Below are 25,842 nucleotides of genomic sequence, written 5' to 3' on the forward strand. Positions count from 1 at the left end.
CGCAGCGTCGGTCAGTCCAGCACCTCGCGGAGCCGGACTGCGAAGCCCGCGGGATCGCCGGGGAACCCCGGCTGGTCGGTGAAGCCGGCGTGGTGGCTGGGGAAGTCCGCCACCGGAACGCCGATCGCGGCTGCTGCGGTGCGTGCGCCGCGCGCGGCCATCGTCGCGCCCGACTCGACGCCCGCCGCGATCACGAGACGGTCGCCTCGCGCGCGCAGGGCCCCGACGTCGATGCGGTACTCGATGATCGCCGGCATGTTGCGCAGCAGCGGGTTGGTGCGCGTGCCGTCGTCCTGGGGCGACATCCCGAACATCGCCGGGTCCGGTGCCGGCTGGTCGAGGTAGTCGTCGGGGACCTGGCCGTCGAGCATCACGAACGGGATGAACTTCGCCATGGCGGCGCCGTCGCCCTGCTCGGCGTAGGTGCGCTTCATGTCGGCCACCACCGCGAGCACCGCATCACGATCGGGGAGGTGCTCGGCCAGTGGCGGCTCGTGCACCACGGCGATCCGCACGTCGTCCGGGTGAGCCGCGAGCAGGGCGAGGAGGTTCACGGCCCCGCCGCTGGAGCCGAAGGCGTCGACCGGACCGGCGCCGAGCGCCTCGATGACACGATGAAGGTCGTCAGCGTGCTGCTCGGGGCTGATGTCCGCGGTGCCGACCGGGTTGCGGCCGGCACCGCGCGGGTCGTAGGTCACGACCGGACGGTCATCGATCTGCCCGGCGAGCAGCTCGAATCCGGTCGCGTCCATCGGCCCCGCGAACAGGAAGAGGGGCGGGCGATCCGGGCTCGCCGTGGCGAGGTCGCCGTGCACGTCGTAGGCGATCGCGTCCTCGCCCTCGCCCACGACGTGGGTGGTGACGGTCCGCTCGACGGTGTTCTCGGTCATCTCGGCTGTTCCTCCGACTCAGACCTGCGCGAGGACGCCCTCGAGGCGGCCGTAGCTGGCCTCCATGCCGTCGGTCATGCCGGTGGCGAGCACGATGTCGCGCGTCTCTTTGTCGGGGTACTCGATGAGCAGCGTGATGAGGGTGGCGCCGTCCTCCTCGTAGAGGTTCAGGTCGTTGAGCGTCGAGGGGAACTCGGTTCCGGTCATGTGCTCGGTGGTGACCGCGCGGTGCGGTGCCTCGGTGAGCAGCGTCTCACCGTCGAAGCCGAAGGTCTCGCCCGCGGTCCCTTCGAGCGGCTCCCACTGGTAGCGGTACTTCCCACCCACGGACGGGTCGATCTCGCACACCGACATGCGCCAGCCGTCGGGGCCGAGCAGCCACTGCTGCATGAGCTCCGGCTCCTGATGGGCGCGCCACACAAGGTCGATCGAGCCCTCGATGAGCCGCGTGATGCGCACGTGGGTGTCGTCGAGGATCTCGGTCTGGGTGCCCTTGCCGGCCGAGTAGGCGCGAAGCCCCTCGAGCACGCGGTCGAGCTGGTTGATCGCCATCGTCGAGCCCTCGACGGCTCCCATCGCGACGACCTTCTCGAGCGCCTCGGCGGAGTCGAAATGGGTGGTGTTGACCAGGCGCGAGCCCGTCGGGGTCTGGTCGAAGGCGAACACCATGCGCGAGGTCGGCATCTCTGCCAGCACTGTGCCCTCCGCGTCGGCGAACGAGTCGAGAGCGGTGAACGTGCGCGGGCCGTCGATCTCGAGGAACTCCCACACCCCGTGATACTCCTCGCCCTGGGGGCTCGTCATGTGGTAGCGGGCGCGACCGCCCGCCGTGAGGTCGAACTCGGTGAAGGTGGCGGGGTAGCCCGGAGGGCCCCAGAACCGCTCGAGCTGCCGCGGCTCGGTGAAGGCCTCCCACAGCCTCTCGACGGGAGCTGCGAACTCGGCCGTGAGCGTCATGGTGAGCGCTTCGGGATCGGTGGTCACGTCGGTGACGGGCATCGTCATTCTCCTTCGTTCCTGCGGTGATCGTTCTTCGGTTCTTCGGTGGTGCCGGGCGTGCCGGCGGGTTCGGCGAGCAGCGCATCGAGCCGGTCGATGCGTGCGCGCCACAGTTCCTCGTAGCGGGCGAGCAGCGCGCGGGCGCGGGCGATCATCTCGGGGTCCGCCCGGACGAGGCGCTCACGGCCTTCGGCGCGCTTGACGATGAGGCCGGCGGCCTCGAGCACGGTGACGTGCTTCTGCACCGCCGCGAACGACATGTCGTACTCGCGAGCGAGAGCCGACACGGAGTACTCGCCTGCGAGCGTCCGACGCAGGATGTCGCGCCGGGTCGCCGCCGCCAATGCGTGGAACACGCGGTCGATCTCGTCATCGCTGAGCTCAATTCCTACAACCATTTGGTTGTACGTTAGCCCTGGTGGCAGCATCCGTCAACCCCTTTTGCTGTCACGGATGCCGCCGCCGCCCGGATCCGTCACCCCGTCCCGTGCCGAACTAGACTGTTGAGGTCCGGCATCCCCGAATTTCTGGAGCTGAGCCGCGTGACCACCCCCGCATCGACCTCTGTCGCCGACACCGTCGAGAACGCCACCGCCACGCCCGAGAAGGAGCAGCCGTACGCGGCGCTCGGTCTCAAGCCCGACGAGTACGACAGGATCCGCGAGATCCTCGGCCGCCGCCCCACGTCGGGCGAGCTGGCGATGTACTCCGTCATGTGGTCGGAGCACTGCTCCTACAAGTCCTCGAAGATCTATCTCCGCAAGTTCGGCGAGAAGGTCTCGGACGAGATGAAGGAACGGCTCATGGTCGGCATGGGCCAGAACGCCGGCGTCGTCGACATCGGCGAAGGCTGGGCCGTCACCTTCAAGGTCGAGTCGCACAACCACCCGAGCTACATCGAGCCGTTCCAGGGCGCCGCGACCGGCGTCGGCGGCATCGTGCGCGACATCATCTCGATGGGTGCGCGACCCGTGGCGGTCATGGACCAGCTGCGCTTCGGCGCCATCGACAACCCCGACACGGCGCGAGTCGTCCACGGCGTGGTGAGCGGCATCTCGTTCTACGGCAACTGCCTGGGCCTGCCCAACATCGGCGGCGAGACCGTGTTCGACGCCGTGTACCAGGGCAACCCGCTCGTCAACGCCCTCGCGGTGGGCGTCCTCCGCCACGAGGACCTCAAGCTCGCCAACGCCACCGGCGCCGGCAACAAGGTCGTGCTGTTCGGCGCCCGCACCGGCGGCGACGGCATCGGCGGGGCATCCATCCTCGCCTCCGACACCTTCGCCGACGGCGGCCCGACCAAGCGCCCCGCGGTGCAGGTCGGCGACCCGTTCGCCGAGAAGGTGCTCATCGAGTGCTGCCTCGAGCTCTACCGCGACGAGCTCGTCGAGGCGATCCAGGACCTCGGCGCCGCCGGCATCTCGTGCGCGACCTCCGAGCTCGCGGCGAACGGCGGCTCGGGCATGCGCGTCGACCTCGAGAAGGTGCTGCTGCGCGACCCCACGCTCACGCCGGAGGAGATCCTCATGAGCGAGAGCCAGGAGCGCATGATGGCGATCGTCGCGCCCGAGAAGCTCGACGCGTTCCTCGAGGTCGTCGGCAAGTGGGACGTCGAGACCTCGGTCCTCGGCGAGGTGACCGGCGACGGGCGCCTGCAGATCTTCTGGCACGGCGAGCAGATCGTCGACGTCGACCCCTCGACCGTCGCGGTCGACGGGCCCGTCTACGAGCGCCCCGTGGCCTACCCCACGTGGATCGATGCGCTGCGTGAGGACTCGGCATCCGCTCTCCCGCGTCCGACCGACGGAGAGACGCTGCGCGAGCAGTTCACGAAGCTCGTCGCGAGCCCGAACCTCGCCGACACGTCGTGGATCACGAACCAGTACGACTACTACGTGATGGGCAACACGGCGCTGTCGTTCCCCGACGATGCGGGCATGATCCGCGTCGACGAGCACTCGGGTCTCGGCTTCGCGATCGCCACCGACTGCAACGGCCGGTACTGCCAGCTCGACCCGTACCAGGGGGCCAAGCTCGCCCTCGCCGAGGCGTACCGCAACGTCGCCGTCTCGGGCGCAGAGCCGACCGCCGTCACCGACTGCCTCAACTTCGGCTCGCCCGAGAACCCCGAGGTCATGTGGCAGTTCTCGCAGGCCGTGGACGGACTGTCGGACGGATGCCTCGAACTCGGCGTCCCCGTCACCGGCGGCAACGTGTCGTTCTACAACCAGACCGGCGACCAGCCGATCTTCCCGACACCCGTCGTCGGCGTGCTCGGGATCATCGACGACGTCGCCCGGCGCATCCCGTCGGGCTGGCAGGACGCCGGCGAGAACATCTACCTGCTCGGCGTGACCTCGACCGAGCTGTCGGGCTCGCAGTGGGCCGGCACGATCCACGACCACCTCGGCGGACGCCCGCCGGCGGTCGACCTCGCGCAGGAGAAGAAGCTCGCCGAGCTGCTCCACGCCGGCGGCCAGCAGTCGCTCATCTCGTCGGCGCACGACCTCTCGTCGGGCGGCCTGGCACAGGCCCTCGCCGAGGCCGCCATGCGCTTCGGCGTCGGCGCGCGCGTGTGGCTGAACGAGATCCAGGAGCGCGACGGGGTGGATGCCGCCACCGCCCTGTTCTCGGAATCGACGGGCCGCGTCATCGTCTCGGTGCCTCGTGAAGACGACGTGAAGTTCCGCGGACTGTGCGAGGGCCGGGGCTACCCGGTGCTGCGCATCGGCGTGACCGACGCAGCCGCGGACGGCGATGAGCCCGCGCTCGAGGTGCAGGGTCTGTTCACCGTCCCGCTCGCCGAGCTGCGGAGCCTCTCGACCTCGACGCTGCCCGACGCCTTCGGCCCGATCATCACCGAGCACACCGCCTGATCCGCGGTCGACACGAACATAGGATGGGTCGCATGGCGGCGGAAGACGACGAGTACAGCGGTTTCAACGACACCCGGCAGCGGCGCGTCAAGATCATCGCGTGGGTGACGATCGTCGCCCTCATCCTCGTCGGCGGCGGCGCCACCGTCTTCGCCCTCCTCTTCGGCTGAGGTCGCGGCGGGTGGCCGAGGTGTCAGCAGACTCCCGGCGACAACCGCGCTATATCGCGTTTATCATGGCAGGGTGGAGCCCATCCTCCTCATCGTCTCGAGCTGGTGGTGGATCGGTCCGGCGGCCGTGGGCGCCGGGGCGGCTGCCTATACCGGCATGACGACGCGCAGCCGCCGGGCACGACGCCTGGAGCTCGATGCCGCCCGCGCGGAGGAGTCCCAGGCCTACCGCGACCTCGTCGCCGCGAAGGCGCGCCTGCGCACGGCGCAGGCCGATCTGCTGACCGCCAAGTCCCGCTCCTCGGTCCCGGCCGCGCATGCCGCCGAGGCGCGGCGCGAGCTGCAGGCCGCGCGGCAGGACGAGAAGACCGCCTCCCTCGCCCTGCGCGCGAGCCGCACGCGGGTGAAGGCCGGCTACGCCCAGTACCGCGCCGCATCCACCCGCGACCCGCTTCCGATCGACCGCCTCTACGCCGCACACGACAGCGTCAACACGCGATGGCTGGCCTACGAGACGGACGTGGACAAGGCGCTGGCGTATCCGCAGATGACCGACCCGCGGCATCCCGCGACCGTCGTCTTCCTGCGCGCTCAACGTGAAGCCCTCGCGAAGCGCCCGACCCTGCGCGACCGCGTGACGCCGCAGCAGTTCCTCGAGTACCGGGTCGCCGTGCGCCACCTCGAGGCGACCTTCGCGGAGGCGGAGCGTCAGTCGGGCGTTCCCGGCGCACCGCGTCCGTCGTCGGCCGGAACGACGGCCGCCGCCGGACTCACCGCCGCCGCAGCGGTGCTGTCGGAGATCGCCGATCGTCTTCCCGCGCTCATCGCGCGGATCCCCCCGCCTCGCCAGAGCGAACCGCCCGCTGGCAGGGTGCCCTGAGCCGACCACGCGGCGGCGACCGGCCGTTAGCATGACAGTGTGCAAGCGTTCTGGGAGTTCGCGGGCAACTTCTGGTGGCTCGTCTTCCCACTCATGGGTGTCCTCGGCATGGTCGGCAATGCCTGGGAGCGCGGCGCGCGCATGCGCCACAAGCGCCGCCTCGAGGTGATGCACGCGAAGGCCGAGCTCAAGGCCGCCCAGGCGGCGGCGCGCGGCAAGGCGGTGCCGGCGGCATCCCTCCCTCCGATCACCGCGCCGACGGCGACCGCGGCTTCTTCGCAGGGGGCGTCGGCGTCCCGCGAGACGCAGGTGACCCAGCTCGAGCGGCTGTTCGCGACGCACGACGCCGTCACGGCGCGCTGGCTCGAGTACGAGCTCGACGTCGCGAAGATCATCGCGTTCCCCGCCATGAGCGACGGACGCCAACCGCTCACCGCCGCGTTCCTGCGGGCGAAGCGCATCGCCGACGGGCTGCGTCCCGCGTCGGCGAAAGCGCGCCTCCCGAAGGAGCAGCTCGCCGAGTACCGCAACGCGGTCGCCGACTTCGAGGTGGCCTTCGACGTCGCCGAGCGCGACGCACGGCGCCTGCGCGACTCGACCTTCACCGACGACGAGCGCAAGCGCCTCGACACCGCGAAGAAGCTGCTCACCGTCGCGATCGACGAGGCCGCGACGCCCGCCGAGCGCCAGCTCGCCTACCGCCGCGTGCGCGAGGAGCTCGACGGGCTCCTGTCGATCTCGGACGAGGCCATCGAGGTGCTCGAGAAGAAGGTCATGCTCGAACTCGGGCCTGTCACCTCATCGACGACGGTGACGGTCCCCACGCCCACTCCAGACGCCGCTGACGCGTCGCCCGGAGCCTCCGGGCGCGTGGGCCCAGCTGCGGCCCCGCCGCGCGCGGAAGCCCCGGCGGCGCCCGAGCTCATCGCCGACCCCCTGCCCGCACCGAAGCGCCCGAGCACGACGCCGCCTCCCGGTGCGACGTGGCCAGTGCCCTCGCGCGGGAACGGCGATGCGCCCGGCCGCGTGACACATCCCAAGCCCCACCGCTGATCCCGCGCACCCGAAGATCCTGAGCAGCTCCTTCCTCGCTCGGTCGACAGGAGGCACCCCGATGAGAGCAGGCCTGCATGCCACGGCCGCGGCCGATGACTCCTGAGGATAAGGACGTCTCCCGCGTCCTTATCCTCAGGAGTAGTGCCGCCCATCGATGAGGGCGCGAGCAAACGAGCGACGGCACCCGCCCGTCACGTGCCACGCGTGGAACGAGCGAGCTGGAAGGGCGGAGACGCCGCTGCGGCTTCAGGCGGCGAGCTCGGGGTGGGCGTCGATCCAGCCGTCGATGCGGGCGAACCAGTCGAAGAGCCACGCGGCGCGGGCGTCGAGGTCGTCGGGGATCTCCGATCGCGGCACGCGCCACGCGCGCATCGTGATGCCCTTGTCCATCGGCAGCTCGCGCCAGATGTCGCGCAGGGTGTGGAGTCGCTCGAGTCCGGTGTGGGCGATGAACACGACGTCGGCGTCGGGTGAGGCATCCAGCGCGGCATGCATGCCGCCCGGCTGCGGCGCCATCACGTGGGTCATCGCCTCGGCGCGTTCGGCCATCGCCTCCCGGCCCGCGTCGCGCAGCCGCTTGATGCGCGAGCGCCGCCTCGTCGGACTGACCTGACCGCCTTCCGGGAAGATCACGAACGCGTCCTCGGGGCCGAGGTCGGTCGCGAGGTCGCGAAGCGCTGCCTCCACCGCCGCGCCGCCGCCCTTGCGCCCGTGCCCGAACCCCGACGGCACGATGAAGCGCGCCGGGATCCGGTGCAGCAGGATGTCGATCGCCGGGTCCCACTGCAGCGTGTACTTGAGCACGATGCGGGGCCGGCGCGCGACCTCGTTGAGCAGCGTGTGGATGAGGATGAACGAGTCGCCCGGGCCTCCGTGCCGGCTCGCCACCACGAGCGGGGTGCCGGGGGCGAACAGCGCCTCGAACGCGGCGCGGCCGGTGGCGGATTCCGCGTCGTCCGAGCCGGTCGTCGTGATGGTGAGCCGCAGCACGCCGCCGAAGATCCAGAACAGGAGCCGCAGGGCCCAGGCGCCCAGGCGGTAGTGCGCGGTGACGAAACCGGGCCGGCGCAGCGCGTAGCCGAAGCCCGAAGCGATCCAGAGGGCGAAGAGCGCGATCACGAGCATCGCGTCCCACAGCAGGTACACGGTCACGAGCCACAGCACGCGCGGCAGCCGGAACCGTCCGGGCACGAGCGAGGTCAGCGCGAGGGCGACCAGCAGCCACAGCGGAGTGAGCACCAGCATCACGAGCGCCGCCACGATCACGAGCGGGGCGAGAAGGATGCGGCGCACCCAGGTGGGCAGCATCCGCATCACGAATCCCCGCTCTCGGCGCCCAGCCCGCGCTCGGCGAGGAACGCGCAGCTGGCGTCGTAGGCGGCGTCGATGCGGCGGCGGACGGTGTCCATGCGGCGATACGACATGAGCGAGTCGTCGCCGTCGAGCCCGCCGCCGCTCGGGAGCACGTGGAGGGCGACCCCCTCGGGAAGCGTGGCGACGTCACGGGCGTAGCGGTGGCGGCGGGCGATCTCGAAGGCCACGCGCGCGGTGTCGACTGCCGACTGCGGGGCGACCAGCGGCGTCTCGATGCGCCCGACCTGCAGCACGTAGACCGTCGTCGCGCCGACCTCGACCGCCTGCCCGATGGGGATCGAGTTGACGATGCCGCCGTCGATGAAGTGCTCGTCGCCGATGCGGGTCGGCGGCAGGAGTCCCGGCACCGAGGCCGATGCGAGGATCGCCTCGACGAGCGGCCCCGACTCGAACACCTGCTCGGCCGCACGCTCGATGCTCGCAGCGACCACGCGCAGCCGGACCGCGAGGTCCTCGAAGGTCGTGTCGGCTCCGAGGGACCGCTCGAGCAGGTGCCGCAGCGGCGCGGGCGAGTTCAGGTGCGTCTTGGTCTTCACGAGGCGCGTGAACTGGGCGAACAGCGAGTCGCCGTAGACGGCGTTCGCCTCGGGCGAGGTCCAGGCGTCGAGCAGGCGCTCGATCACGGCCGGCGTCGGGTCGCTGGCGACCAGGGCCCCGTTGATGGCGCCGATCGAGGTGCCGACCACGACATCCGGGTGGATGCCGGACTCGAGCAGGGCCCGCAGCATCCCGATCTCGACGGCACCGCGCACGCCACCGCCACCGAGAACGAAGGCCACCGTCATGCCCACACCCTATTGCGGGCGCCGTCGAAGACGATGGACTTCGCTCGTTCCTCGCTCGCTCAACGACCGGAGGCGGTCAGGCTGTCGACGTACTCCTGGTTGTCGGCGACCCACTTCGCCACGACGGGGCCGTAGTCGTCGCCGTCGTAGGCGCCGAACATGGCGTCCTCGAGCGAGTACAGCAGCTCGTTGTCCATGCGGAAGGCCTCGAGCCAGTCCGAGATCTCGGGGAACTCGTCGGCGAACGAGGTCGACGCCACGGTGTGGATGCCCTCCGCATCGCCGAGCAGGCCGTCGGGGTCTTCGAGGTCCTTGAGCGGGAACGCGTTGTACGCCCAGTGCGGTCGCCAGAGGGTGACGGCGACGTCGCGTCCGGCGTCCGTCGCCGCCTGCAGCTCGGTGAGCATCGCGGGCGTGGACGACGTCACGAACTCCATGCCCTCCAGGCCGTAGCCGGGGATCACATCGTTCTGCGTGACGGTCACGAGCCCTGACCCCGCCTCGATGCCGACCAGACGGTTGCCGAACACGTCGGCGTTCGCGGCGAGCTCGGTGAGCGAGTCGATGGGGGCGTCCTCGTTCACGGCGATCGTGAGCTTGGCTTCGTCGTTCCAGGCGCCGAGGTCGACGAGCTGGTCGCCGTACGTCTCCATGTAGTCGGCGTGCGTGAGCGGCAGCCACGTGTCGAGCGTGAGGTCGTAGTCGCCCTTCGCGATGCCGGTGTACGCGGCGGCCGGGTCGGCGTACTCGAGGTCGACGGTGTAGCCCTTCTCCTGGAGCACCGCCTTCCACAGCTCGGACGCGGCGATGCCCTCGTCCCAGCCGTTGAACACGGCGATCGTCAGGTGCCCCTTGTCGGAGCCGCCGACGCCCGTCTGCACGAGCGCGCCGTTGACGAGCAGAGCGGCGGTCCCCGCCAGGGCGAGTCCGGCGGCGATGATGCGTCGCTTGGTCATGTCGATTCCTCTCCTGTCGGGTCAGACCCGGACGGGCTCGGGTCGCTCTGCCCTCGTGTCCTCGGAAATGGATGCCGCAGCCTCGGTCTGCTCGGGCTTCGGGGTCGCGGATGCCGGGGTGGCAGCATCCGTGTGCGCCTTCGTGTCGCCGGCGGCGCGCGGCGTGCGGGTACGCGGCTGCGAGAAGCCCGACGTGACGCGGTCGAGGATCATCGCGAGGATGACGACCGAGAGGCCTGCTTCGACGCCGAGGCCTATGTCGATGCGGCTGAGGCTCTGCACGACCTGGCCGCCCAGGCCGCCCGCGCCGACCATGCCCGCGATGACGACCATCGACAGGCTGAGCATGATGACCTGGTTGACGCCCGCCATGATGCTCGGCAGGGCGAGGGGCAGCTGGATCTGACGCAGGATGCGTCCGGGTGAGGCACCGAAGGCGTGGCCGGCCTCGACGATCTCGGGGTCGACGCCGCGGATGCCGAGCTCGGTGAGGCGCACGCCGGGCGCGAGCGCGAACGCGATGGTCGCGACCATGCCGGGCACGGGACCCACGCCGAAGATGAGCATCGCGGGGATGAGGTAGACGAAGGCGGGCATCGTCTGCAGGAAGTCGAGCACCGGCCGCAGCGTCTTCGAGACGCGGTCGCTGCGCGCGGCCCAGATGCCCAGCGGCACCGCGATCGCGACCGCCACCACGGCGGCGAGGATCACGAGCGCGAGGGAGTCCATCGCGTTGGACCACTGGCCGACCGCGACGATCACGAGGAGGCCGAGGGCACTGCCGACGGCGAGCACGAGGCCCTTCGACCAGTAGGCGAACGCGGCGATCACGAGGATCACGACCCAGAACGGCGGCGTCGAGAGCGAGGCGTCGAGCCAGTCGTAGAGGCCGCGGAAGATCACGGCGACGACGTCGAAGAAGCCGCCGAGCGCGTCGATCACCCAGCGGACGCCGGTCTCGACGACGTCGCCCAGCGGGAGGCGGATCAGGTCGTTCATCGCAGGGCTCCTTCCGCGGCGGCGTGTTCGTGGGCGCCGACCTCCGTCGGCGCGGCCGCACGGCCGGCCGGCACGGCGCCGGTCTGGTCGACGACTTCGAGGGTCTCGGTCATGACGCTCGCCGGGACGGTGGCGGGCACATCGATGATGGGGTTCTCGCGGGTCACGGGCGGCACGTCGCCGAGGGCTGCGAGCAGGGTCACGCGCGGGATCGTGCCCACGAGGCGTCCGGCGTCGTCGATGACGGCGACCGGCACGGGGCTCTCGACCGCGCGCTCGACGACGTCGGTGAGCGGATCGTCGACGTGCACGGCCGGCCGGCCGTTGCGCACGAGCGAGCGCAGGTCTGTGCGGCCGTCCTTGACGGCGCGGATGACGGCGCGGTCGGTGACCGACCCGAGATACCGACGGTTCTCGATGACCGACACCGAGCCGACCTGCAGGTCTCGCATGACCCGCAGCGCGCCGCGGACGCCGGCGCTCACCGGCGTCGTGGCGACCGGGGGAGCCATGACCGAGCCGGCGGTCAGCACGCGAGCGCGGTCGACGTCCTGCACGAACTGGGCGACGTAGTCGTTCGCCGGGTCGGTGAGAATCTCCTCGGGCGTGCCGTTCTGCACGATGCGGCCGTCGCGCATCACCGCGATGCGGTCGCCGAGGAACATCGCCTCGTTGAGGTCGTGCGTGATGAAGACGATGGTGCGACCGAGCTCGCGCTGCAGCTCGATGAGCTGCTCCTGCATCTCGCGCCGGATGAGGGGGTCGAGCGCGGAGAACGCCTCGTCCATGAGCAGGATGTCGGTGCCCGACGTGAGCGCCCGGGCGAGGCCCACGCGCTGACGCATGCCGCCCGAGAGCTCCTCGGGCATCGCGTCGGCACGATCGCCGAGGCCGACCTTGTCGAGGATCTCGCGCGCCCGCGCACGGCGCTCGTCGCGTCCGACGCCCTGGATCTCGAGGGCGTACGCGGCGTTGTCGAGCACGGTGAGGTGCGGCAGCAGCGCGAAGTGCTGGAACACCATCGAGATGGAGCGCTGACGGATGCCGCGCAGCGCTTTGGCAGACGCCTTGGTGACGCTCTGCCCCTGCACGAACACGTCGCCTGCTGTCGGCGGCAGCAGCCCGTTGAGCATGCGCAGCACCGTCGACTTGCCCGAGCCCGAGAGACCCATGATCACGAAGATCTCGCCGGGCTGCACGACGAAGCTCGCGTCGATCACGGCGGCGGAGCCGGCATCGGCGACGTCGGCGCGCGTCGCGCCGGCACGGAGCCGCTTGACGGCGTCCTTGGGATTGCGTCCGAAGACCTTGAAGAGGTTCCTCGCCTCGATGGCAGGCGGAACTGTCACTGTGCACCTCGGCAGCTCCGGTGCAGGAGCTGCATCGGTCGCGCCCGGGTGGCGGCCGTTCCTGCGGCGGATGTCGGATCCGCGCCGCGGCCGCCGACCATACGCTCACCGGTCTGACGCTCAGGCGTCACCGGAGACCGCGGACTGGTCGGGAGGGGCCCGTGAAGGCCTCAACCACCGTTTCATGCGGCCCCAGGGCTCGCAAATTCGACACCGATCGGCCGTTTCGGTACCTCGCGCACGCGTGATAGCACGGCGAGCGGCAACCCGGGCCGTCGGAGGAACGGGGCTTGACGGCGTCCGACTTCCATGGTTACTTAGTCAAGTAACTAACCGACCAAGCGGAGTTGATGTGATCGATGAAGGCCGGGCGCTGTTCCTCCAGATCGCCGAGAGCGTGGAGGACTCCATCATCGACGGCAGCCTCGCCGAAGAGGCGCAGGCGCCGTCGACGAACGAGCTCGCCGCCTTCTACCGGATCAACCCCGCCACCGCCGCGAAGGGAGTCGCGATGCTGACCGACAAGGGCGTGCTGTACAAGCGGCGCGGCATCGGCATGTTCGTGGCGCCCGGTGCGCGCGAACTCCTGATGAACGAACGCCGCACCGCATTCGCCGACCGCTTCGTCGAGCCTCTGCTCGCCGAGGCCCGCAAGCTCGGGCTCGGGCCCGATGATCTGGAACAGCTCATCCGCGACCGCGCCGGGGCGCACGTCGCGACCACCACGGAAGGGAACGCACGATGACGACCGGGAACAACGTCATCGAGGTGAAGAATCTCACCAAGCGCTACCGCGACGTCGTCGCGGTGGACGACGTGAGCTTCACCATCGAGAAGGACACCATCTACGGCCTGCTCGGCCGCAACGGCGCCGGCAAGACGACGGTCATGTCGATCCTCACGGCGCAGAACTTCGCGACGTCGGGCGACGTGCGGGTGTTCGGCATGCAGCCGTACGAGAACGCGAAGGTGCTCTCGCGCATGTGCTTCGTGCGCGAGAGCCAGAAGTATCCCGACGACGCGCTGCCGAAGCACGCGTTCGGCGCGGCGAAGCTCTTCTTCCCCGCCTGGGACGACGAGCTCGCCGCGCAGCTCATCGACGACTTCCAGCTGCCCCAGAAGACGCGCATCAAGAAGATGTCCCGCGGGCAGCTGTCGGCGGTCGGCGTGATCATCGGCATCGCCTCGCGCGCCGAGATCACGTTCTTCGATGAGCCGTACCTCGGCCTCGACGCCGTCGCACGGCAGATCTTCTACGACCGGCTGCTGGAGGACTACACCGAGCACCCGCGCACGGTGATCCTCTCGAGCCACCTCATCGACGAGGTGTCGAACCTCATCGAGCGTGTGCTCGTCATCGACCACGGGCGCATCGTGATGGACGAGGCGACGGATGCCGTGCGCGACCGCGCCGCGAACATCGTGGGCGACGCGAGCGCCGTCGACGCGTTCGTCGCCGGCCGACAGGTGATCCACCGCGAGAGCCTGGGGAACGTGGCATCCGTCACCGTCCTCGGCGCGCTGTCGCTCGCCGACCGCGAGCGACTCGCGGCCGCCGGCCTCGACGTCGCGCCGGTCTCGCTGCAGCAGCTGATCGTACGCACCACGCAGAACGCGGCCGGGTCCGCGGCATCCGAGGAAGGAGCACTGCGATGAACCGCACCGTCAACGTCGTGCGCATGCAGCTGATCAACAAGCAGACGTTCGTCTGGGTGCCGCTGATCGTGCTCGGCGCCTCGTTCGCGATGTCGATCGCGATCTACGCGATCCTGAACTCGTCGGGCCTGGAGGGCCCGTTCTACGGCGGCGGCTCGCAGGCGCCGCTGTGGATCCTGCTGTTCGTGGGGATCTCGTCGCTGACGCTGACCTTCCCGTTCTCGCAGGCGATGAGCGTCACGCGCCGGGAGTTCTTCTTCGGCACGATGCTCGCCGCGGCGATGTGCGCCGCGCTGCTGGCGGCGGTGTTCGCGATCGGCGGGCTGATCGAGCAGGCGACGAACGGCTGGGGCATCAACGGGTACTTCTTCGCCCTCGACTGGGTCGTCGAGGACGGCGCGCTCGGAGCTGCCTTCTTCTACTTCGTGATGGCGATGCTCATCTTCATGCTGGGGTTCTGGTCGGCGACCGTCTACAAGCGCTCGGGTGCGCTCGTGCTGACGCTCATCTGGGTCGGCGTCGGCGTACTCCTGCTCGTGGCGATCTGGGCGATCACCCGCTTCGAGGTGTGGGGCGAGGTCATCTCGTCGCTGGTCGGACTGGGCGCCGTCGGCCTCGCCGCGTGGGGACTCCTCCTGACGCTCGTGCTCGGCGGGATCTCCTACCTCACCCTCCGGCGCACGGTTCCCTGATCACCTCCCGCTCGTTGAGCGAGGTTGTGAGTCGGAACGGATGCTGCCACCCGGCGTGATCGCCGGGTGGCAGCATCTTTGGTTCCACGTGAAACGGAAGTTCAGCGGGAGTCGGCAGCCTCGGTGTGGTGGCGGATGACCTCGGCGACCACGAAGTTGAACCACTTCTCGGCGAAGGCCGGGTCGAGGTCGGCCTGCTCGGCGAGACTGCGCAGGCGCGCGGTCTGCTGCTCCTCGCGGGCGGGGTCGGAGGCGGGCATGCCGTGCTCGGCCTTCAGATGGCCGACCTGCTTCGTCGCCTTGAAGCGCTCGGCGAGCAGATACACCAGGGCGGCGTCGATGTTGTCGATGCTGCTGCGCAGCCGTGCAAGCGTCGTCGTGGGGTCTTCGGTCATGGCGCTCCTTCTCGCCCCTCGACGATACCCGAGCGACCGGCACGTTCCTCCGGGATGACGCGGGCCAGGCGATCCGGGCGGAGTTTGCCGCGCGTACCTCCGCCCGCGCACTCCCCAGCCCTAGAGTGTGTCCCATGACCGATGCCTCGCCCACCCTCGGTGCCACCGCAGCCGAGGCCGCTGAACCGCTGTCCGTCGACGCTGCGGCCGGCACGGACAGCCAGACCACCACCTCCGCGTCCGTCGACGGCGCCGTAGACACCGCACCCGAAGACACCCCGGTGTTCACCGGCGAGGCGCCCGCGGGCAAGACGTTCTGGGCGAACCTCAACAGCCCGTTCCGATTGGGGCTCGTGCTGACGCTCGGCGCGCTGGCGGCGGTCGCCCTGGGACTGGCGTTCTGGAACCTCTCGACGATCATCATCTACGTCGTCTTCGCGCTGTTCGCCGCGCTCGGCCTCGATCCCGTCGTGCGATGGTTCGGGAGGCACAACGTCTCGCGGCCGTGGGCGATCGTGATCGTGTACACGGCGTTCGCACTCGTGCTCGCCGGCATCCTGCTGCTCGTGGTGCCGACCCTGATCAAGCAGATCAGCGCGTTCTTCACGGACCTGCCGACCACCATCGCGAACTTCCAGAAGTCCGACTTCTATGGGTGGCTCAGCGACACGTTCGGGTCGCAGGTGGGTCAGATCACCGACCAGGTCGAGAAGTTCCTCACCAACCCTGCGAACATCGCCGCGATCGGCGGCGGCGTGGTGAACTTCGCGGTGAGCGTCGGCACGACCATCTCCGGCCTCATCATCGTGCTGGTGCTGAGCCTGTACTTCCTCGCAGGCCTTCCCAACATGAAGGTCGCCTTCAACCGCTTCGCCGCGGCCCGCAACCGCAAGAAGGCCGCGGCGATGACCGATCAGATCACCGACTCGATCGGCGCGTACCTCATGGGCATGGTGGTGCTGGCGTTCTGCAACTCGGTCGTCGCGTTCCTGCTGCATCTGTTCCTGGGGCTGCCGTTCCCGGCTCTCATGGGCGTGCTCGCGTTCCTCATCACGCTGATCCCGCTGATCGGTTCGGTGCTCTACTGGCTCACGGCGACGACGCTCGCGCTCTTCACGGGCTGGGTCCCGGCGCTGATCTTCGCGGTCATCTACCTCGTCTACATGCAGCTCGAGGCGTACGTCCTGACGCCGAAGGTGATGAACAAGGCGATCTCGGTGCCCGGTGCCCTCGTCGTGATCGGCGCGATGGTCGGCGGCACGCTGCTCGGCCTCCTCGGCGCGCTCGTCGCGATCCCGGTGACGGCTTCGATCCTCCTGATCATCAAGCAGGTCTTCATCCCGAAGCAGGACGCCAAGATCTGACGGGCGCCTGCGCAGCACGAGACCGCACAAACGCACCTCAGGGGGGTTCCACCAGGTGCTGTTGTGCGGTCTCGTCACGTTCGGCGCACCCATGCTGTGGCGGCTCGACAAGAGGTCGCCGCGGACTCCCGCGTGCGAGACCGCACAAACGCACTCAGGGGCGTCTCCACCAGGTGCTGTTGTGAGGTCTCGTCGCGATTGCGCGCGGCGGGGCGCGGCGGCGCGGGGATGGGATCGCCGGGTCGCGGGGGACCTGCGCCGGGAGTCAGCGCACAGGGAGCAGGCAGGTCGGCGACGGGGCGTCCGTGCGCTGTCGCACGCGGCCCGGAACCCCCGTGCGCACGTCGAGCGTGAGCGACGCGACCTCGTGCGACAGCTGCCCGGCGACGAGCAGGATGTCGCGCACCACCACGTGGTGCCGGGGCCAGTCGACGCCGGCGTCGACGAGGGCGACCGGTTCGACGTACTCGCCGGCGCCCCGCACACGGAGGGTCGCGAGCGTGTTGCTGCCGCGCACGCCGGCGTAGAGGAACTCGCCGTCACGCGACGCGGCGAGCTCGGCGGCGCTGTCGCCCGGGAGGGTCCCGGCGCCGAGCGGCGTACCGCCCACGAGGCTCCACGTGCCGTCGACGGCCGGGGCGAGCACGAACAGCTCGCAGGAGAACTCGGTCACGACGTAGAGATGCCCGCTCGGGTGCCACACCATGTGCCGCGGCCCGCTGCCCTGCGGCAGCGCGACCTGGTGCACCTGACGCAGCCCGTTCGCGCCGTCACGCCAGAACCGCACGACGTCGTAGCCGAGATCGGTCGTCGCGATGAGCCCACCCGGCAGGAACGCCGCCTGGTGCGCACGGGAGGGACGGGAAGCGGATGCTTCGTCCTGTGCTCCGTCCGTGGCGGCAGGCTCTTCGCGGTCATGGTCGGGGACGAGGTGCGCGTACTCCTCGCCGGCGGCCTCGCGCAGTGCGCGGGCGGCCGCGGCGAGGTCGATGTCGCCGGCCTGTTCCGCGGCGCCGTCGGGTCCGTACGGGTCGGTCGCGGCAGGAGCGATCACCGGCGACGAGGGACGGCCCGCAGCATCCAGGGTCATGCGAACGACGCGTCCGTCACCCCAGCAGCTCGCGATGAGGAAGCGGCCGTCGGGCGACACCGCCACGTGGCACACCGCCGCGCCGGCAGCCACCGGGGCGCCGAGCGGCGCGAACGTCGCCTCGCCGGTGCGGCGGAACGCCTGCACCTGCTGCCGCGCTTCGAGCGCGGCGTAGACGACGTCCCCCGGCGCCACCGTCAGCGAGCCGGGATGCGGCGCCAGCCATGACGGCGAGTCGGTCGTCGCGACCTCGCCGGCGAACGCCAGCGCGCCGCCCGCGGAGGCGTCGTCGGCGGCGCCGGCGAGCAGCATCCCGAATCCGGACGCGCTGCCCCCCATGTCGGCGGTGTACCCGCCCAGCCAGAACTTCATGACCCTCCGTAGGGCTCGGGGCGTTTCGACTCGCTTCGCTCGCTCAACGACCCGGAAAGGATCAGTCGACGAGGTCGTGGCGCACGATCACGGCGTCGCGGGCAGCGCCCACGCCGATCACCGAGATGCGCGTGCCGCTCATCGCCTCGAGCGCGAGGACGTACTCCTGGGCCTCGCGCGGGAGCTCGTCGAAGGTGCGCGCACCCGAGATGTCCTGCTTCCAGCCGGGGAAGTACTCGAGGATCGGCTTGGCGTGGTGGAAGTCGGACTGGTTCACGGGGACCTCGTCGAACCGCTCGCCCTCGACGTCGTACGCGACGCAGACCGGGATCTGGTCGAGACCGGTGAGGATGTCGAGCTTGGTCAGCACGAGGTCGGTGATGCCGTTGATGCGGGTCGCGTAGCGCGTGATGGGCGCGTCGTACCAGCCGACGCGGCGCGGGCGGCCCGTCGTGGTGCCGAACTCGAAGCCGCGCGAGCGAAGGAAGTCGCCGTTCTCGTCGAACAGCTCGGTCGGGAACGGTCCCGAGCCGACGCGCGTCGTGTACGCCTTCACGATGCCGACGATGCGGTCGAGGCGGTTGGGTCCGACGCCGGAGCCGGTCGCGGCGCCACCGGCGGTCGCCGACGACGACGTGACGAACGGGTAGGTGCCGTGGTCGACGTCGAGCATCGTCGCCTGGCCGCCCTCGAAGACGACCACGTCGCCCGCGTCGAGGGCGTCGCCCAGAAGCAGCGAGGTGTCGGCCACCATCGGGCGCAGACGCTCGGCGTACGACAGCAGGTCGTCGACGATCTCGTCGGCGGTGATGGCACGGCGGTTGAAGATCTTGACCAGCAGGTGGTTCTTCTGGTCGAGGGCGCCCTCGACCTTCTGGCGCAGGATGTTCTCGTCGAAGAGGTCCTGCACGCGGATGCCGACGCGGTTGATCTTGTCGGCGTAGGCCGGCCCGATGCCGCGACCGGTGGTGCCGATCTGGCGCTTGCCGAGGAAGCGCTCGGTGACCTTGTCGAGCGTGCGGTGGTATTGCGTGATGATGTGCGCGTTGGCACTCACGCGCAGGCGCGAGGTGTCGAGACCGCGCGCGTGCAGCGCCTCGAGCTCGTAGAAGAGCACCTCGAGGTCGATGACGACGCCGTTGCCGATCACGGCGTTCACGCCGGGAGACAGGATGCCGGACGGCAGCAGGTGCAGCGCGTACTTCTCGTCGCCGATCACGACCGTGTGGCCGGCGTTGTTGCCGCCGTTGAACTTGACCACCCAGTCGGTGCGCTCACCCAGGAGATCGGTGGCCTTGCCCTTGCCCTCGTCTCCCCACTGGACTCCGACGATCACGATGCCTGGCATGGGCTACTCCCCCGTTATCGGACGGTTACACCCCATCCTATCCGGATGCTTCGTTACGCCTTCTGGCGCCGCGAGTCCTCCCGTGACGATCGGGGTTGGACGTACGCACGACCCCGCGGGAATCGTGAACAGCGGATCGCCTCGTGCGAAGAAGGAGAATTCTCGTGACCGACCAGGTTCACCTCGCCGTCGCCCTCGAACGGGCCGGCTGGCACCCCGCCGCGTGGCGCGAGGCCACCGCCCGCCCGCACGAGCTGACATCGGCGCGCTACTGGCGCGATCTGCTGCGCACGGCAGACGACGCCGGCATCGCCCTCGCCACCATCGAGGACGCCCTCGCCCTCCCCGACCGCTTCGAGTCCGCCGAGGCCCTCCGCCGCGACCGCGTCCGCGGACGCCTCGACGCCGTGCTCATCGCGTCGTACGTCGCGCCGCTGACGCGCCGGATCGGCCTGGTGCCCACCGTCACGACCGCGCACCCCGAGCCGTTCCACGTCGCCACCGGCATCCAGACGCTCGATTTCGCCAGCCGCGGCCGCGCCGGTGTTCGGCTGGTCGCGGGCGCCTCGGCCGCTGAGCGCGCCAACTTCGGCCGGCGCGCCTCTGGCGTCGACGCGATCCCCGCGTCGGGGCGCGTCGAGGACTCCCCCGAGATCCTCGCGGCGTTCCGCGAAGCCGGCGAGTTCGCCGACGTGCTGGCGCGCCTGTGGGACTCGTGGCAGGACGACGCCATCATCCGGGATGCCGCGGCAGGCCGCTTCCTCGACGCCGACCGCGTGCACAACATCGACTTCGAGGGCGAGTTCTTCTCGATCACCGGCGCTTCGATCGTGCCCCGGTCGCCCCAGGGTCGCCCGCTGATCACGGTGCTCGCGCACCAGACGGTGCCGTACCGCCTGGCCGCGGAGCACGCGGACGTCGTGTTCATCACACCCCACGTCGAGGGCGGGCGACCCGGGTTCGCCCTGCCCGGCATCCTTTCGGAGCTGGATGCTGCCGCCGAAGACCTGCGCAGCGGTGACGAGCCCGTGCGGGTCTTCGCCGACCTGCTCGTGCTGATCGAAGACACCCCGGCCGCGGCGCACGAGGCGCTGGCGCGACTCGACGAGTGGGACGGCGAGCAGCTCGCCTCCGACGCCCGCATCGTCGTCGGCACGCCCGGCGACGTCGCGGACGCGGTGCGCGAGCTCGCCGCCGGGGGTGTCGACGGCGTGCGCCTGCGCCCTGCCCGCCAGCCCGCCGACGTCGTGGCGATCGCCGAGCAGGTCGTGCCCCTGCTGCGCGGAACCGGCACACTCCGCGAGGACGACGGCGGGTCGCTCCGCGCCCGCCTCGATCTCGCACGCCCCGAGAGCCGCTATGCCCGAGAAGAGGAGTTCGCGCTGTGAGCCGTCCCGTCCGTCAGATCCATCTCGCCGCGCACTTCCCCGGCGTCAACAGCACCACCGTCTGGACCGACCCGACGGCCGGCAGCCAGATCGACTTCTCGTCGTTCGAGCACTTCGCCGCGACGGCGGAGCGCGGGCTGTTCGACTACGTGTTCCTCGCCGAAGGGCTGCGACTGCGCGAGCACAAGGGCCGCATCCACGAACTCGACGTGCTGGGCCGCCCGAACACGCTGTCGATCCTGGCTGCGGTCGCCGCGATCACCGAGCACGTCGGCGTCGTCGGCACGCTCAACACGACGTTCAACGAGCCCTATGAGCTGGCGCGCGAGCTCGCGACCCTCGACCACCTCTCGGGCGGCCGCGCGGGCTGGAACGCCGTGACGAGCTCCGACGCCTTCCACGGTGCGAACTTCCGCCGCGGCGGCTACCTCGACCACGCCGACCGCTACGAGCGCGCCCGTGAGTTCGCCGCTCTCGCGAAAGAGCTGTGGGACTCGTGGAGCGAGGGTGATGTACGAGCGGATGCCGCGACCGGCGCCTTCCTCGACGACGGCGTCCCCGCGCGGGTCCGCCACAGCGGCCCGCAGTTCGACGTCGACGCCCTGTTCGACGTCCCCCGCTCCCCGCAGGGACGCCCCGTCATCGTGCAGGCCGGCGACTCGGCGGACGGGCGCACGTTCGGCGCCGAGCACGCCGAGGTGATCTTCTCGCTGCACCAGGAGTTCGCTGCCGCGCGCGCGTTCTACGACGACGTCAAGGGCCGGCTCGCCGCCTACGGACGCGAGGAGGACTCGCTCAAGATCCTCCCGGCGGCGACGTTCTCCATCGGCGACACCGACGCGGAGGCACGCGAGCGCGCCCGCGAGGTCGCGCTGCAGCAGGTGCGGCCCGAGGTCGCGCTCACGTACGTCGAGCAGGTGTGGGGCCGCGACCTGTCCGGCTACGACCCCGACGGCCCCCTTCCGGATGTCGACCCCGACACCGGGTCCGAGACCGCGCGCGGCTGGGCGAACCGGCACGCGGCGGTGCGCGCCAGGATCGCGAAGCTGCGCGAGCTGTCGGAGACCGAGGGGCTCAGCATCCGTGAGACCGTCATCCGCCTGACCGCCGCCCCGACCTTCGTGGGCACGCCCGAGCACATCGCGGCCGAGATCGACCGCTATGTGCAGGAGCGCGCGACGGACGGCTTCACCGTCGTCGGGCACCTCACGCCGCACGGCCTCGACGAGTTCGCCGAGCGCGTCGTACCGCTGCTGCAGGAGCGCGGCTCGTACCGGCGGTCGTACGAGGAGGGCGCGACACTGCGCGATCTGCTCGGTCTTCCGGCGCCGGTCGCCGCACCGGCGCTCGCCGCCCGATGACCGGCCGCGCGCGCCTGCTGTTCGTCGGAGCCGGCCCCCGGGCGATCATGCTCCTCGAACGCGTGCTGGCGCGCGCGGACGAGCACACGCTGCTCGACATCGACCTCGTCGACCCGCATCCCCCCGGTGCCGGCCGCATCTGGCGGCACGCCCAGTCGCCGCTGCTGAAGCTCAACTCGATGACGCGCGACGTCACCGTGTTCACCGACGACAGCTGCACGATCGAGGGGCCGGTGCGCTCCGGCCCCTCGCTCAGCGAGTGGCTGGACCTGTGGCGCGCGGGCGAACTCCCGGACGTCGACCTCGACGAGCTGTCGGAGGCCGAGGCGCGGGCACTCACCCCTGAAGGCTTTCCGACGCGGCGCCTGCACAGCCACTACCTCGACTGGTTCTTCCGCCGCACCGCGGCGAGCGCGCCCGAGGGCGTGAGGATCCGGCTCCATGTCGACGAGGTGACCTCGGTGCGGACGTCGTCGTCGGGACAGCACGCCGTTTCGCTCGCGAGCGGTCGAGTGATCGAGACGGATGCTGTCGCCTACTGCCTCGGCCACACCGAACGCGAGCCCGACCCGGCGTCAGCAGCGCTTGCGGCGGCCGCGGTCCGCGAGCGGCTCGCGTACGTGGGTCCCGCGTTCACCGCGGACGCCGATCTGTCGACGCTCGCCCCGGGCGCCGACGTGATCGTGCGCGGGATGGGCCTCGCCGCTGTCGACCTCGTCGTGCTCCTCACTCAGGGCCGAGGCGGACGCTTCGACCGCGGCGCCGACGGCGCCCTGCGCTACGTGCCGTCGGGGCAGGAGCCTCGGCTGCACCTCGGATCGCGGCGCGGGGTGCCGTACCGGTCGAAGGTGACGTCGACGCTGCAGGGCTCGCCCCCGGAGCGCGACGTGCTGACGCCGGACGTGGTCGCCGCGCTCGTCGACGCGGGGCGCCCGATCGACTTCGACCGCGACGTGTGGCCGCTGGTCGCCGCCGAGCTGCTGCACGGGCATTACCGCGAGCTCTTCACGGGGCATCCGGAGCGGGTCACGGGCACGTGGGACGAGCTCCGCGCCCTCCTGCAGGCGCACGCGTGGGACGACCCGGCCCTGCGCGCCGCGATCGCCGCCGCGGTGCCCGATCCGCTCGACCGGTTCGACGTCGCCGCGTTCGACCGGCCGTTCGCCGACGCGGAGTTCGCCGACGCCGACGACGCTCACGACCGGGTGCGGGCGCACATCATCGACGACCTCGAGCTGCGGACGACGCAGGAGCGCAGCCCCGCACAGGGCGTGTTCATCGCCGCGCTGCTGTCGTTCATGGCGCTGTCGGAGATCCCCAAGGAGCGCTTCACCGCCCGCTCGCGGGCGTACACGCTGCCCGTCCGCTGGCATACGTTCTTCAGCTACCTCGCGAGCGGTCCGCCCCCGCACCGGCTGGAGGAGCTGCTCGCCCTCGCCGATGCGGGAGTCGTGCGCTTCCTCGGACCCGACGTGGACGTGGTCGTCGAGCCGCGCGGGTTCGCAGCATCCCGTCTCCGCGTGCCGGGCGAGACGGTCGCCGGCGCGCTCGTCGACGCATGGCTGCCGGCCGCCGACGCGGAGCTCAGCACCAACGCGGCGCTGCGGGAGCTCGCGACCGTCCACGGCAGCGTGCTGCGCGTGACGGATGCCGAGTACTCGGGCTCGCTCGGACGCGTGCGGGTCGCCGACGACGGCCGGGTGCTGCGCCCCGACGGCGCGCCCCACGACGCGCTGTTCGCGATCGGCCCCTTCACCTCGCAGACCGAGGCCGGCGCCTTCACGCGTCCGGCGGCGAACTCGCTGTCGCTGCGCCAGACCGACGTCGTGGCGGGGGCGATCGCCGCCCATCTCGGCGTCGCGGTTCCGGTCGCCCCCTGATCCGGGCCCCCCATCCTCGGCTCCGCCCTCCCGCCGCTGCTCCTCTGTTCCGCAGTCGCCTTTTGCGGGTGCATGGCCCACGAACCCGCCAAACGTGACTGCGGAGCCTCCACGCCGCGGGCTCCGCAGTCACTTCGGGTCGCGGATAGGGCGCGGGACCCGCACGAAGTGACTGCGGAACATGACGCCGGATGACGGGGCGTGAACGATCGTGACCGACGTTCACGCCGCGTGACATCACCGATCGAGCCGCGCACCGCCTCTCCGAGACGCTGAGACCACGAGCCGGCACCACCGCCGCGCCTCGCACCATCACAGCTTCTGGAGACCCCATGTCGTTCACCCGACCCCGTACCGCCGCGCTGGCGGCGATCGGCGTGGTCGCGCTCGCGCTCACCGCGTGCGCGACCGGCGCCGGCGACGCCGCACCCACCGCATCCGCCGAGGCGGAGCCCGTCACGGGCGGCAACCTGACCTTCGCGATCTCGGTCGACAGCCAGTGCATCGATCCGCAGCAGGTCGGCAACAACGACGCGATCGCGATCGCGCGACAGACCGTCGCATCGCTGACGATCCAGGACCCCGAGACCGGCGAGATCCTGCCGTGGCTGGCCACCGACTACGAGGTGAACGACGACGCCACGAGCTTCACGTTCACGCTGCAGGACGGCCCCACGTATGCCGACGGCGAGCCCATCGACGCGGCATCCGTCAAGACCAATTTCGAGGCGATCCAGGCGCTGGGCGCGAAGGCGAGCCTCGGCTCGTCGTACCTCGCCGACCTCGAGAGCATCGAGGTGCCGGACGAGCAGACGGTCATCGTCAACTTCTCGGAGCCGAGCGCGCAGTTCCTGCAGGCGACCTCGACGTTCTCGCTCGGCCTCCTGTCGCCCGCGACCGCCGCGGTGAGCCAGGCCGACCGCTGCCTGGGCGACTACATCGGCTCGGGTCCGTTCTCGGTGCAGAGCTACACGCCAAACGAGGGCGCCGTGCTCGAGCGCCGCGAGGGCTACGAGTGGGGCCCGTCGACGGCCGCCCACACCGGCGAGGCGTACCTCGACACGATCACCTACAAGGTCGTCCCCGAGTCGGGCAACCGCACCGGCAGCCTGCAGTCGGGTCAGATCGACGCGACCACGGGCATCGCGACGGCCGACGCCGTGCTGTTCGAGGGCGAGGACTTCTGGAGCCTCAACCGCGCCAACCCCGGCTCGGTCTACAACCTGTACGCGAACCAGTCGACCGAGAAGCTCGCCGACGAGAACGTGCGTCTCGCGATCCAGAAGGGCATCGACCGCGAGCAGATCACGTCGACCCTCCTCGGCCCCGACGACGTGCCCGCCGTGTCGCCGCTCGCCTCGTCGACGCCGTACTTCACCGACCTGAGCGACGTGCTCGAGTACGACCCGAAGGCCGCCGCCGAGCTGCTCGAGGAGTCGGGCTGGACCGAGGGCGATGACGGCATCCGGGAGAAGGACGGCGAGAAGCTCAGCTTCCACGTCACCTACTGGCAGTCGCCCAAGGAGGTGCTCGAGCTCGTGCAGCAGCAGCTGCGCCAGATCGGCATCGACCTGCAGCTGACCTTCGCGAGCATCGCCGACGTGCAGGCCGCGAACGCCGACGGCACGTACGACTTCTCCTACGGCAACCTGACGCGCGCCGACCCCGACGTGCTGCGCACGGTGTTCTCGGTCAGCGGCACCAACAACGCCACCAAGCGCACCGAGCCCGCCGAGATCGACGAGCTGCTCGACGAGCAGGCCGCGATCATCGACCCGGCCGAGCGTCAGAAGGTCGTCGACGAGGCCGCGGAGCTGCTCATCACGGGCGGCTACTCGATCCCGATCTACCAGCTGTCGACCACGATCACCGCCGCGTCGAAGGTGCAGGGGCTCGGCTTCGAGGCCTCCAGCCGCCTGGACTTCTACGACGCCTGGATCGCCGAGTAAGCCCGCACCGGGC

General features: G+C 70.5%; 23 protein-coding genes. 12 read left to right on the top strand and 11 right to left on the bottom strand.

Translation table 11 applies throughout. From position 1 onward, the window contains the following. Positions 1-11: 11 nt before the first annotated feature. Genes Q9R33_RS08215 through Q9R33_RS08225 form a run of 3 tightly spaced genes read right to left on the bottom strand, consistent with a single transcriptional unit; the run spans position 12 to position 2,287 of the window. Positions 12-890 carry an alpha/beta hydrolase gene (locus tag Q9R33_RS08215; protein ID WP_311293435.1) on the bottom strand — a complete coding sequence of 293 codons (879 nt, stop codon included), beginning with the start codon at positions 888-890 and terminating at the stop codon, positions 12-14. Between the two features lie 18 nt (positions 891-908). Then, complete coding sequence (locus Q9R33_RS08220; RefSeq protein ID WP_056365314.1) at positions 909-1,889, bottom strand: SRPBCC family protein; 981 nt, start codon at positions 1,887-1,889, stop codon at positions 909-911. A 2-nt stretch (positions 1,890-1,891) separates the two neighbouring features. Beyond that, positions 1,892-2,287 (bottom strand): metalloregulator ArsR/SmtB family transcription factor, encoded by a 396-nt coding sequence (locus Q9R33_RS08225; RefSeq protein WP_311293436.1) that lies wholly within the window; start codon positions 2,285-2,287, stop codon positions 1,892-1,894. Positions 2,288-2,431: 144 nt separating this feature from the next. On the opposite strand from Q9R33_RS08225, the gene purL reads away from it, so the two are divergent. The 4 genes from purL (at position 2,432) to Q9R33_RS08245 (ending at position 6,868) form a co-directional block, all read left to right on the top strand. After that, positions 2,432-4,765 carry a phosphoribosylformylglycinamidine synthase subunit PurL gene (gene purL / locus Q9R33_RS08230; RefSeq protein ID WP_311293437.1) on the top strand — a complete coding sequence of 778 codons (2,334 nt, stop codon included), beginning with the start codon at positions 2,432-2,434 and terminating at the stop codon, positions 4,763-4,765. Between the two features lie 32 nt (positions 4,766-4,797). Then, positions 4,798-4,935, top strand: a complete 138-nt coding sequence (locus Q9R33_RS08235; RefSeq protein WP_181911767.1) for a hypothetical protein — start codon at positions 4,798-4,800, stop codon at positions 4,933-4,935. 73 nt (positions 4,936-5,008) lie between these two features. After that, positions 5,009-5,815, top strand: coding sequence for a hypothetical protein (locus tag Q9R33_RS08240; protein WP_056365323.1), 807 nt, complete (start codon positions 5,009-5,011; stop codon positions 5,813-5,815). Between the two features lie 39 nt (positions 5,816-5,854). Then, complete coding sequence (locus tag Q9R33_RS08245) at positions 5,855-6,868, top strand: hypothetical protein (protein ID WP_311293438.1); 1,014 nt, start codon at positions 5,855-5,857, stop codon at positions 6,866-6,868. Positions 6,869-7,117: 249 nt separating this feature from the next. On the opposite strand, the gene Q9R33_RS08250 is transcribed toward Q9R33_RS08245, so the two are convergent. From Q9R33_RS08250 to Q9R33_RS08270, 5 genes are read right to left on the bottom strand one after another with little or no spacing between them, the layout of a single operon-like run. Continuing rightward, on the bottom strand, positions 7,118-8,185 hold the full coding sequence (locus Q9R33_RS08250) for a 1-acyl-sn-glycerol-3-phosphate acyltransferase (protein WP_311293439.1): 1,068 nt from the start codon (positions 8,183-8,185) through the stop codon (positions 7,118-7,120). Continuing rightward, complete coding sequence (locus tag Q9R33_RS08255; protein ID WP_311293440.1) at positions 8,185-9,030, bottom strand: patatin-like phospholipase family protein; 846 nt, start codon at positions 9,028-9,030, stop codon at positions 8,185-8,187. Before Q9R33_RS08255 ends, Q9R33_RS08250 begins: the two co-directional genes overlap by 1 nt. A gap of 59 nt (positions 9,031-9,089) precedes the next feature. Continuing rightward, entirely contained in the window at positions 9,090-9,986 is an 897-nt protein-coding gene (locus tag Q9R33_RS08260) for a glycine betaine ABC transporter substrate-binding protein (protein ID WP_311293441.1), read from the bottom strand. 21 nt (positions 9,987-10,007) lie between these two features. Then, positions 10,008-10,985 carry an ABC transporter permease subunit gene (locus Q9R33_RS08265; RefSeq protein WP_311293442.1) on the bottom strand — a complete coding sequence of 326 codons (978 nt, stop codon included), beginning with the start codon at positions 10,983-10,985 and terminating at the stop codon, positions 10,008-10,010. Further along, entirely contained in the window at positions 10,982-12,334 is a 1,353-nt protein-coding gene (locus Q9R33_RS08270) for a betaine/proline/choline family ABC transporter ATP-binding protein (protein ID WP_311293443.1), read from the bottom strand. The genes Q9R33_RS08265 and Q9R33_RS08270 overlap by 4 nt, the downstream gene beginning before the upstream one ends. Before the next feature lie 352 nt (positions 12,335-12,686). On the opposite strand from Q9R33_RS08270, the gene Q9R33_RS08275 reads away from it, so the two are divergent. From Q9R33_RS08275 to Q9R33_RS08285, 3 genes are read left to right on the top strand one after another with little or no spacing between them, the layout of a single operon-like run. Next, on the top strand, positions 12,687-13,079 hold the full coding sequence (locus Q9R33_RS08275; protein ID WP_310244397.1) for a GntR family transcriptional regulator: 393 nt from the start codon (positions 12,687-12,689) through the stop codon (positions 13,077-13,079). Further along, a complete protein-coding gene (locus Q9R33_RS08280) occupies positions 13,076-13,990 on the top strand; it encodes an ABC transporter ATP-binding protein (protein WP_311293444.1) in 915 nt (304 codons plus the stop codon). Before Q9R33_RS08275 ends, Q9R33_RS08280 begins: the two co-directional genes overlap by 4 nt. Then, complete coding sequence (locus Q9R33_RS08285) at positions 13,987-14,682, top strand: hypothetical protein (RefSeq protein ID WP_311293445.1); 696 nt, start codon at positions 13,987-13,989, stop codon at positions 14,680-14,682. The genes Q9R33_RS08280 and Q9R33_RS08285 overlap by 4 nt, the downstream gene beginning before the upstream one ends. A gap of 101 nt (positions 14,683-14,783) precedes the next feature. On the opposite strand, the gene Q9R33_RS08290 is transcribed toward Q9R33_RS08285, so the two are convergent. Further along, entirely contained in the window at positions 14,784-15,077 is a 294-nt protein-coding gene (locus Q9R33_RS08290; RefSeq protein WP_045302127.1) for a chorismate mutase, read from the bottom strand. A gap of 134 nt (positions 15,078-15,211) precedes the next feature. Between Q9R33_RS08290 and Q9R33_RS08295 the strand changes: the two genes are divergently transcribed. Further along, positions 15,212-16,441 (top strand): AI-2E family transporter, encoded by a 1,230-nt coding sequence (locus Q9R33_RS08295; RefSeq protein WP_056365346.1) that lies wholly within the window; start codon positions 15,212-15,214, stop codon positions 16,439-16,441. 265 nt (positions 16,442-16,706) lie between these two features. Here the strand turns inward: Q9R33_RS08295 and Q9R33_RS08300 are convergent, their stop codons facing one another. Together Q9R33_RS08300 and Q9R33_RS08305 are read right to left on the bottom strand one after the other, a co-directional pair. Next, entirely contained in the window at positions 16,707-17,903 is a 1,197-nt protein-coding gene (locus Q9R33_RS08300) for a beta-propeller fold lactonase family protein (protein WP_311293446.1), read from the bottom strand. Positions 17,904-17,964: 61 nt separating this feature from the next. Further along, positions 17,965-19,251: an adenylosuccinate synthase gene (locus Q9R33_RS08305; protein WP_056365353.1), complete on the bottom strand. Its 1,287-nt coding sequence runs from the start codon at positions 19,249-19,251 to the stop codon at positions 17,965-17,967. Positions 19,252-19,415: 164 nt separating this feature from the next. Between Q9R33_RS08305 and Q9R33_RS08310 the strand changes: the two genes are divergently transcribed. From Q9R33_RS08310 to Q9R33_RS08325, 4 genes are all read left to right on the top strand, one after another. Further along, complete coding sequence (locus Q9R33_RS08310) at positions 19,416-20,639, top strand: LLM class flavin-dependent oxidoreductase (RefSeq protein ID WP_311293447.1); 1,224 nt, start codon at positions 19,416-19,418, stop codon at positions 20,637-20,639. Further along, positions 20,636-22,000: an NtaA/DmoA family FMN-dependent monooxygenase gene (locus Q9R33_RS08315; RefSeq protein WP_311293448.1), complete on the top strand. Its 1,365-nt coding sequence runs from the start codon at positions 20,636-20,638 to the stop codon at positions 21,998-22,000. The genes Q9R33_RS08310 and Q9R33_RS08315 overlap by 4 nt, the downstream gene beginning before the upstream one ends. After that, positions 21,997-23,880 (top strand): FAD/NAD(P)-binding protein, encoded by a 1,884-nt coding sequence (locus Q9R33_RS08320; RefSeq protein WP_311293449.1) that lies wholly within the window; start codon positions 21,997-21,999, stop codon positions 23,878-23,880. The genes Q9R33_RS08315 and Q9R33_RS08320 overlap by 4 nt, the downstream gene beginning before the upstream one ends. 332 nt (positions 23,881-24,212) lie before the next feature. Next, on the top strand, positions 24,213-25,829 hold the full coding sequence (locus tag Q9R33_RS08325; protein ID WP_311293450.1) for an ABC transporter substrate-binding protein: 1,617 nt from the start codon (positions 24,213-24,215) through the stop codon (positions 25,827-25,829). The last annotated feature ends 13 nt before the right edge of the window (positions 25,830-25,842 follow it).

The sequence above is a fragment of the Microbacterium sp. PRC9 genome (assembly GCF_031844125.1).
Taxonomy (GTDB): Bacteria; Actinomycetota; Actinomycetes; order Actinomycetales; family Microbacteriaceae; genus Microbacterium.

Bases quoted from the DNA above. Each gene is read 5' to 3' on its own strand.
- Q9R33_RS08255 (WP_311293440.1), bottom strand. From the start codon at position 9,030: ATGACGGTGGCCTTCGTTCTCGGTGGCGGTGGCGTGCGCGGTGCCGTC.
- Q9R33_RS08250 (WP_311293439.1), bottom strand. From the start codon at position 8,185: ATGCGGATGCTGCCCACCTGGGTGCGCCGCATCCTTCTCGCCCCGCTC.
- Q9R33_RS08225 (WP_311293436.1), bottom strand. From the start codon at position 2,287: ATGGTTGTAGGAATTGAGCTCAGCGATGACGAGATCGACCGCGTGTTC.
- Q9R33_RS08290 (WP_045302127.1), bottom strand. From the start codon at position 15,077: ATGACCGAAGACCCCACGACGACGCTTGCACGGCTGCGCAGCAGCATC.
- Q9R33_RS08295 (WP_056365346.1), top strand. From the start codon at position 15,212: ATGACCGATGCCTCGCCCACCCTCGGTGCCACCGCAGCCGAGGCCGCT.
- Q9R33_RS08305 (WP_056365353.1), bottom strand. From the start codon at position 19,251: ATGCCAGGCATCGTGATCGTCGGAGTCCAGTGGGGAGACGAGGGCAAG.
- Q9R33_RS08220 (WP_056365314.1), bottom strand. From the start codon at position 1,889: ATGCCCGTCACCGACGTGACCACCGATCCCGAAGCGCTCACCATGACG.
- Q9R33_RS08325 (WP_311293450.1), top strand. From the start codon at position 24,213: ATGTCGTTCACCCGACCCCGTACCGCCGCGCTGGCGGCGATCGGCGTG.
- Q9R33_RS08320 (WP_311293449.1), top strand. From the start codon at position 21,997: ATGACCGGCCGCGCGCGCCTGCTGTTCGTCGGAGCCGGCCCCCGGGCG.
- Q9R33_RS08260 (WP_311293441.1), bottom strand. From the start codon at position 9,986: ATGACCAAGCGACGCATCATCGCCGCCGGACTCGCCCTGGCGGGGACC.
- Q9R33_RS08280 (WP_311293444.1), top strand. From the start codon at position 13,076: ATGACGACCGGGAACAACGTCATCGAGGTGAAGAATCTCACCAAGCGC.
- Q9R33_RS08300 (WP_311293446.1), bottom strand. From the start codon at position 17,903: ATGAAGTTCTGGCTGGGCGGGTACACCGCCGACATGGGGGGCAGCGCG.
- Q9R33_RS08265 (WP_311293442.1), bottom strand. From the start codon at position 10,985: ATGAACGACCTGATCCGCCTCCCGCTGGGCGACGTCGTCGAGACCGGC.
- Q9R33_RS08235 (WP_181911767.1), top strand. From the start codon at position 4,798: ATGGCGGCGGAAGACGACGAGTACAGCGGTTTCAACGACACCCGGCAG.
- Q9R33_RS08285 (WP_311293445.1), top strand. From the start codon at position 13,987: ATGAACCGCACCGTCAACGTCGTGCGCATGCAGCTGATCAACAAGCAG.
- Q9R33_RS08215 (WP_311293435.1), bottom strand. From the start codon at position 890: ATGACCGAGAACACCGTCGAGCGGACCGTCACCACCCACGTCGTGGGC.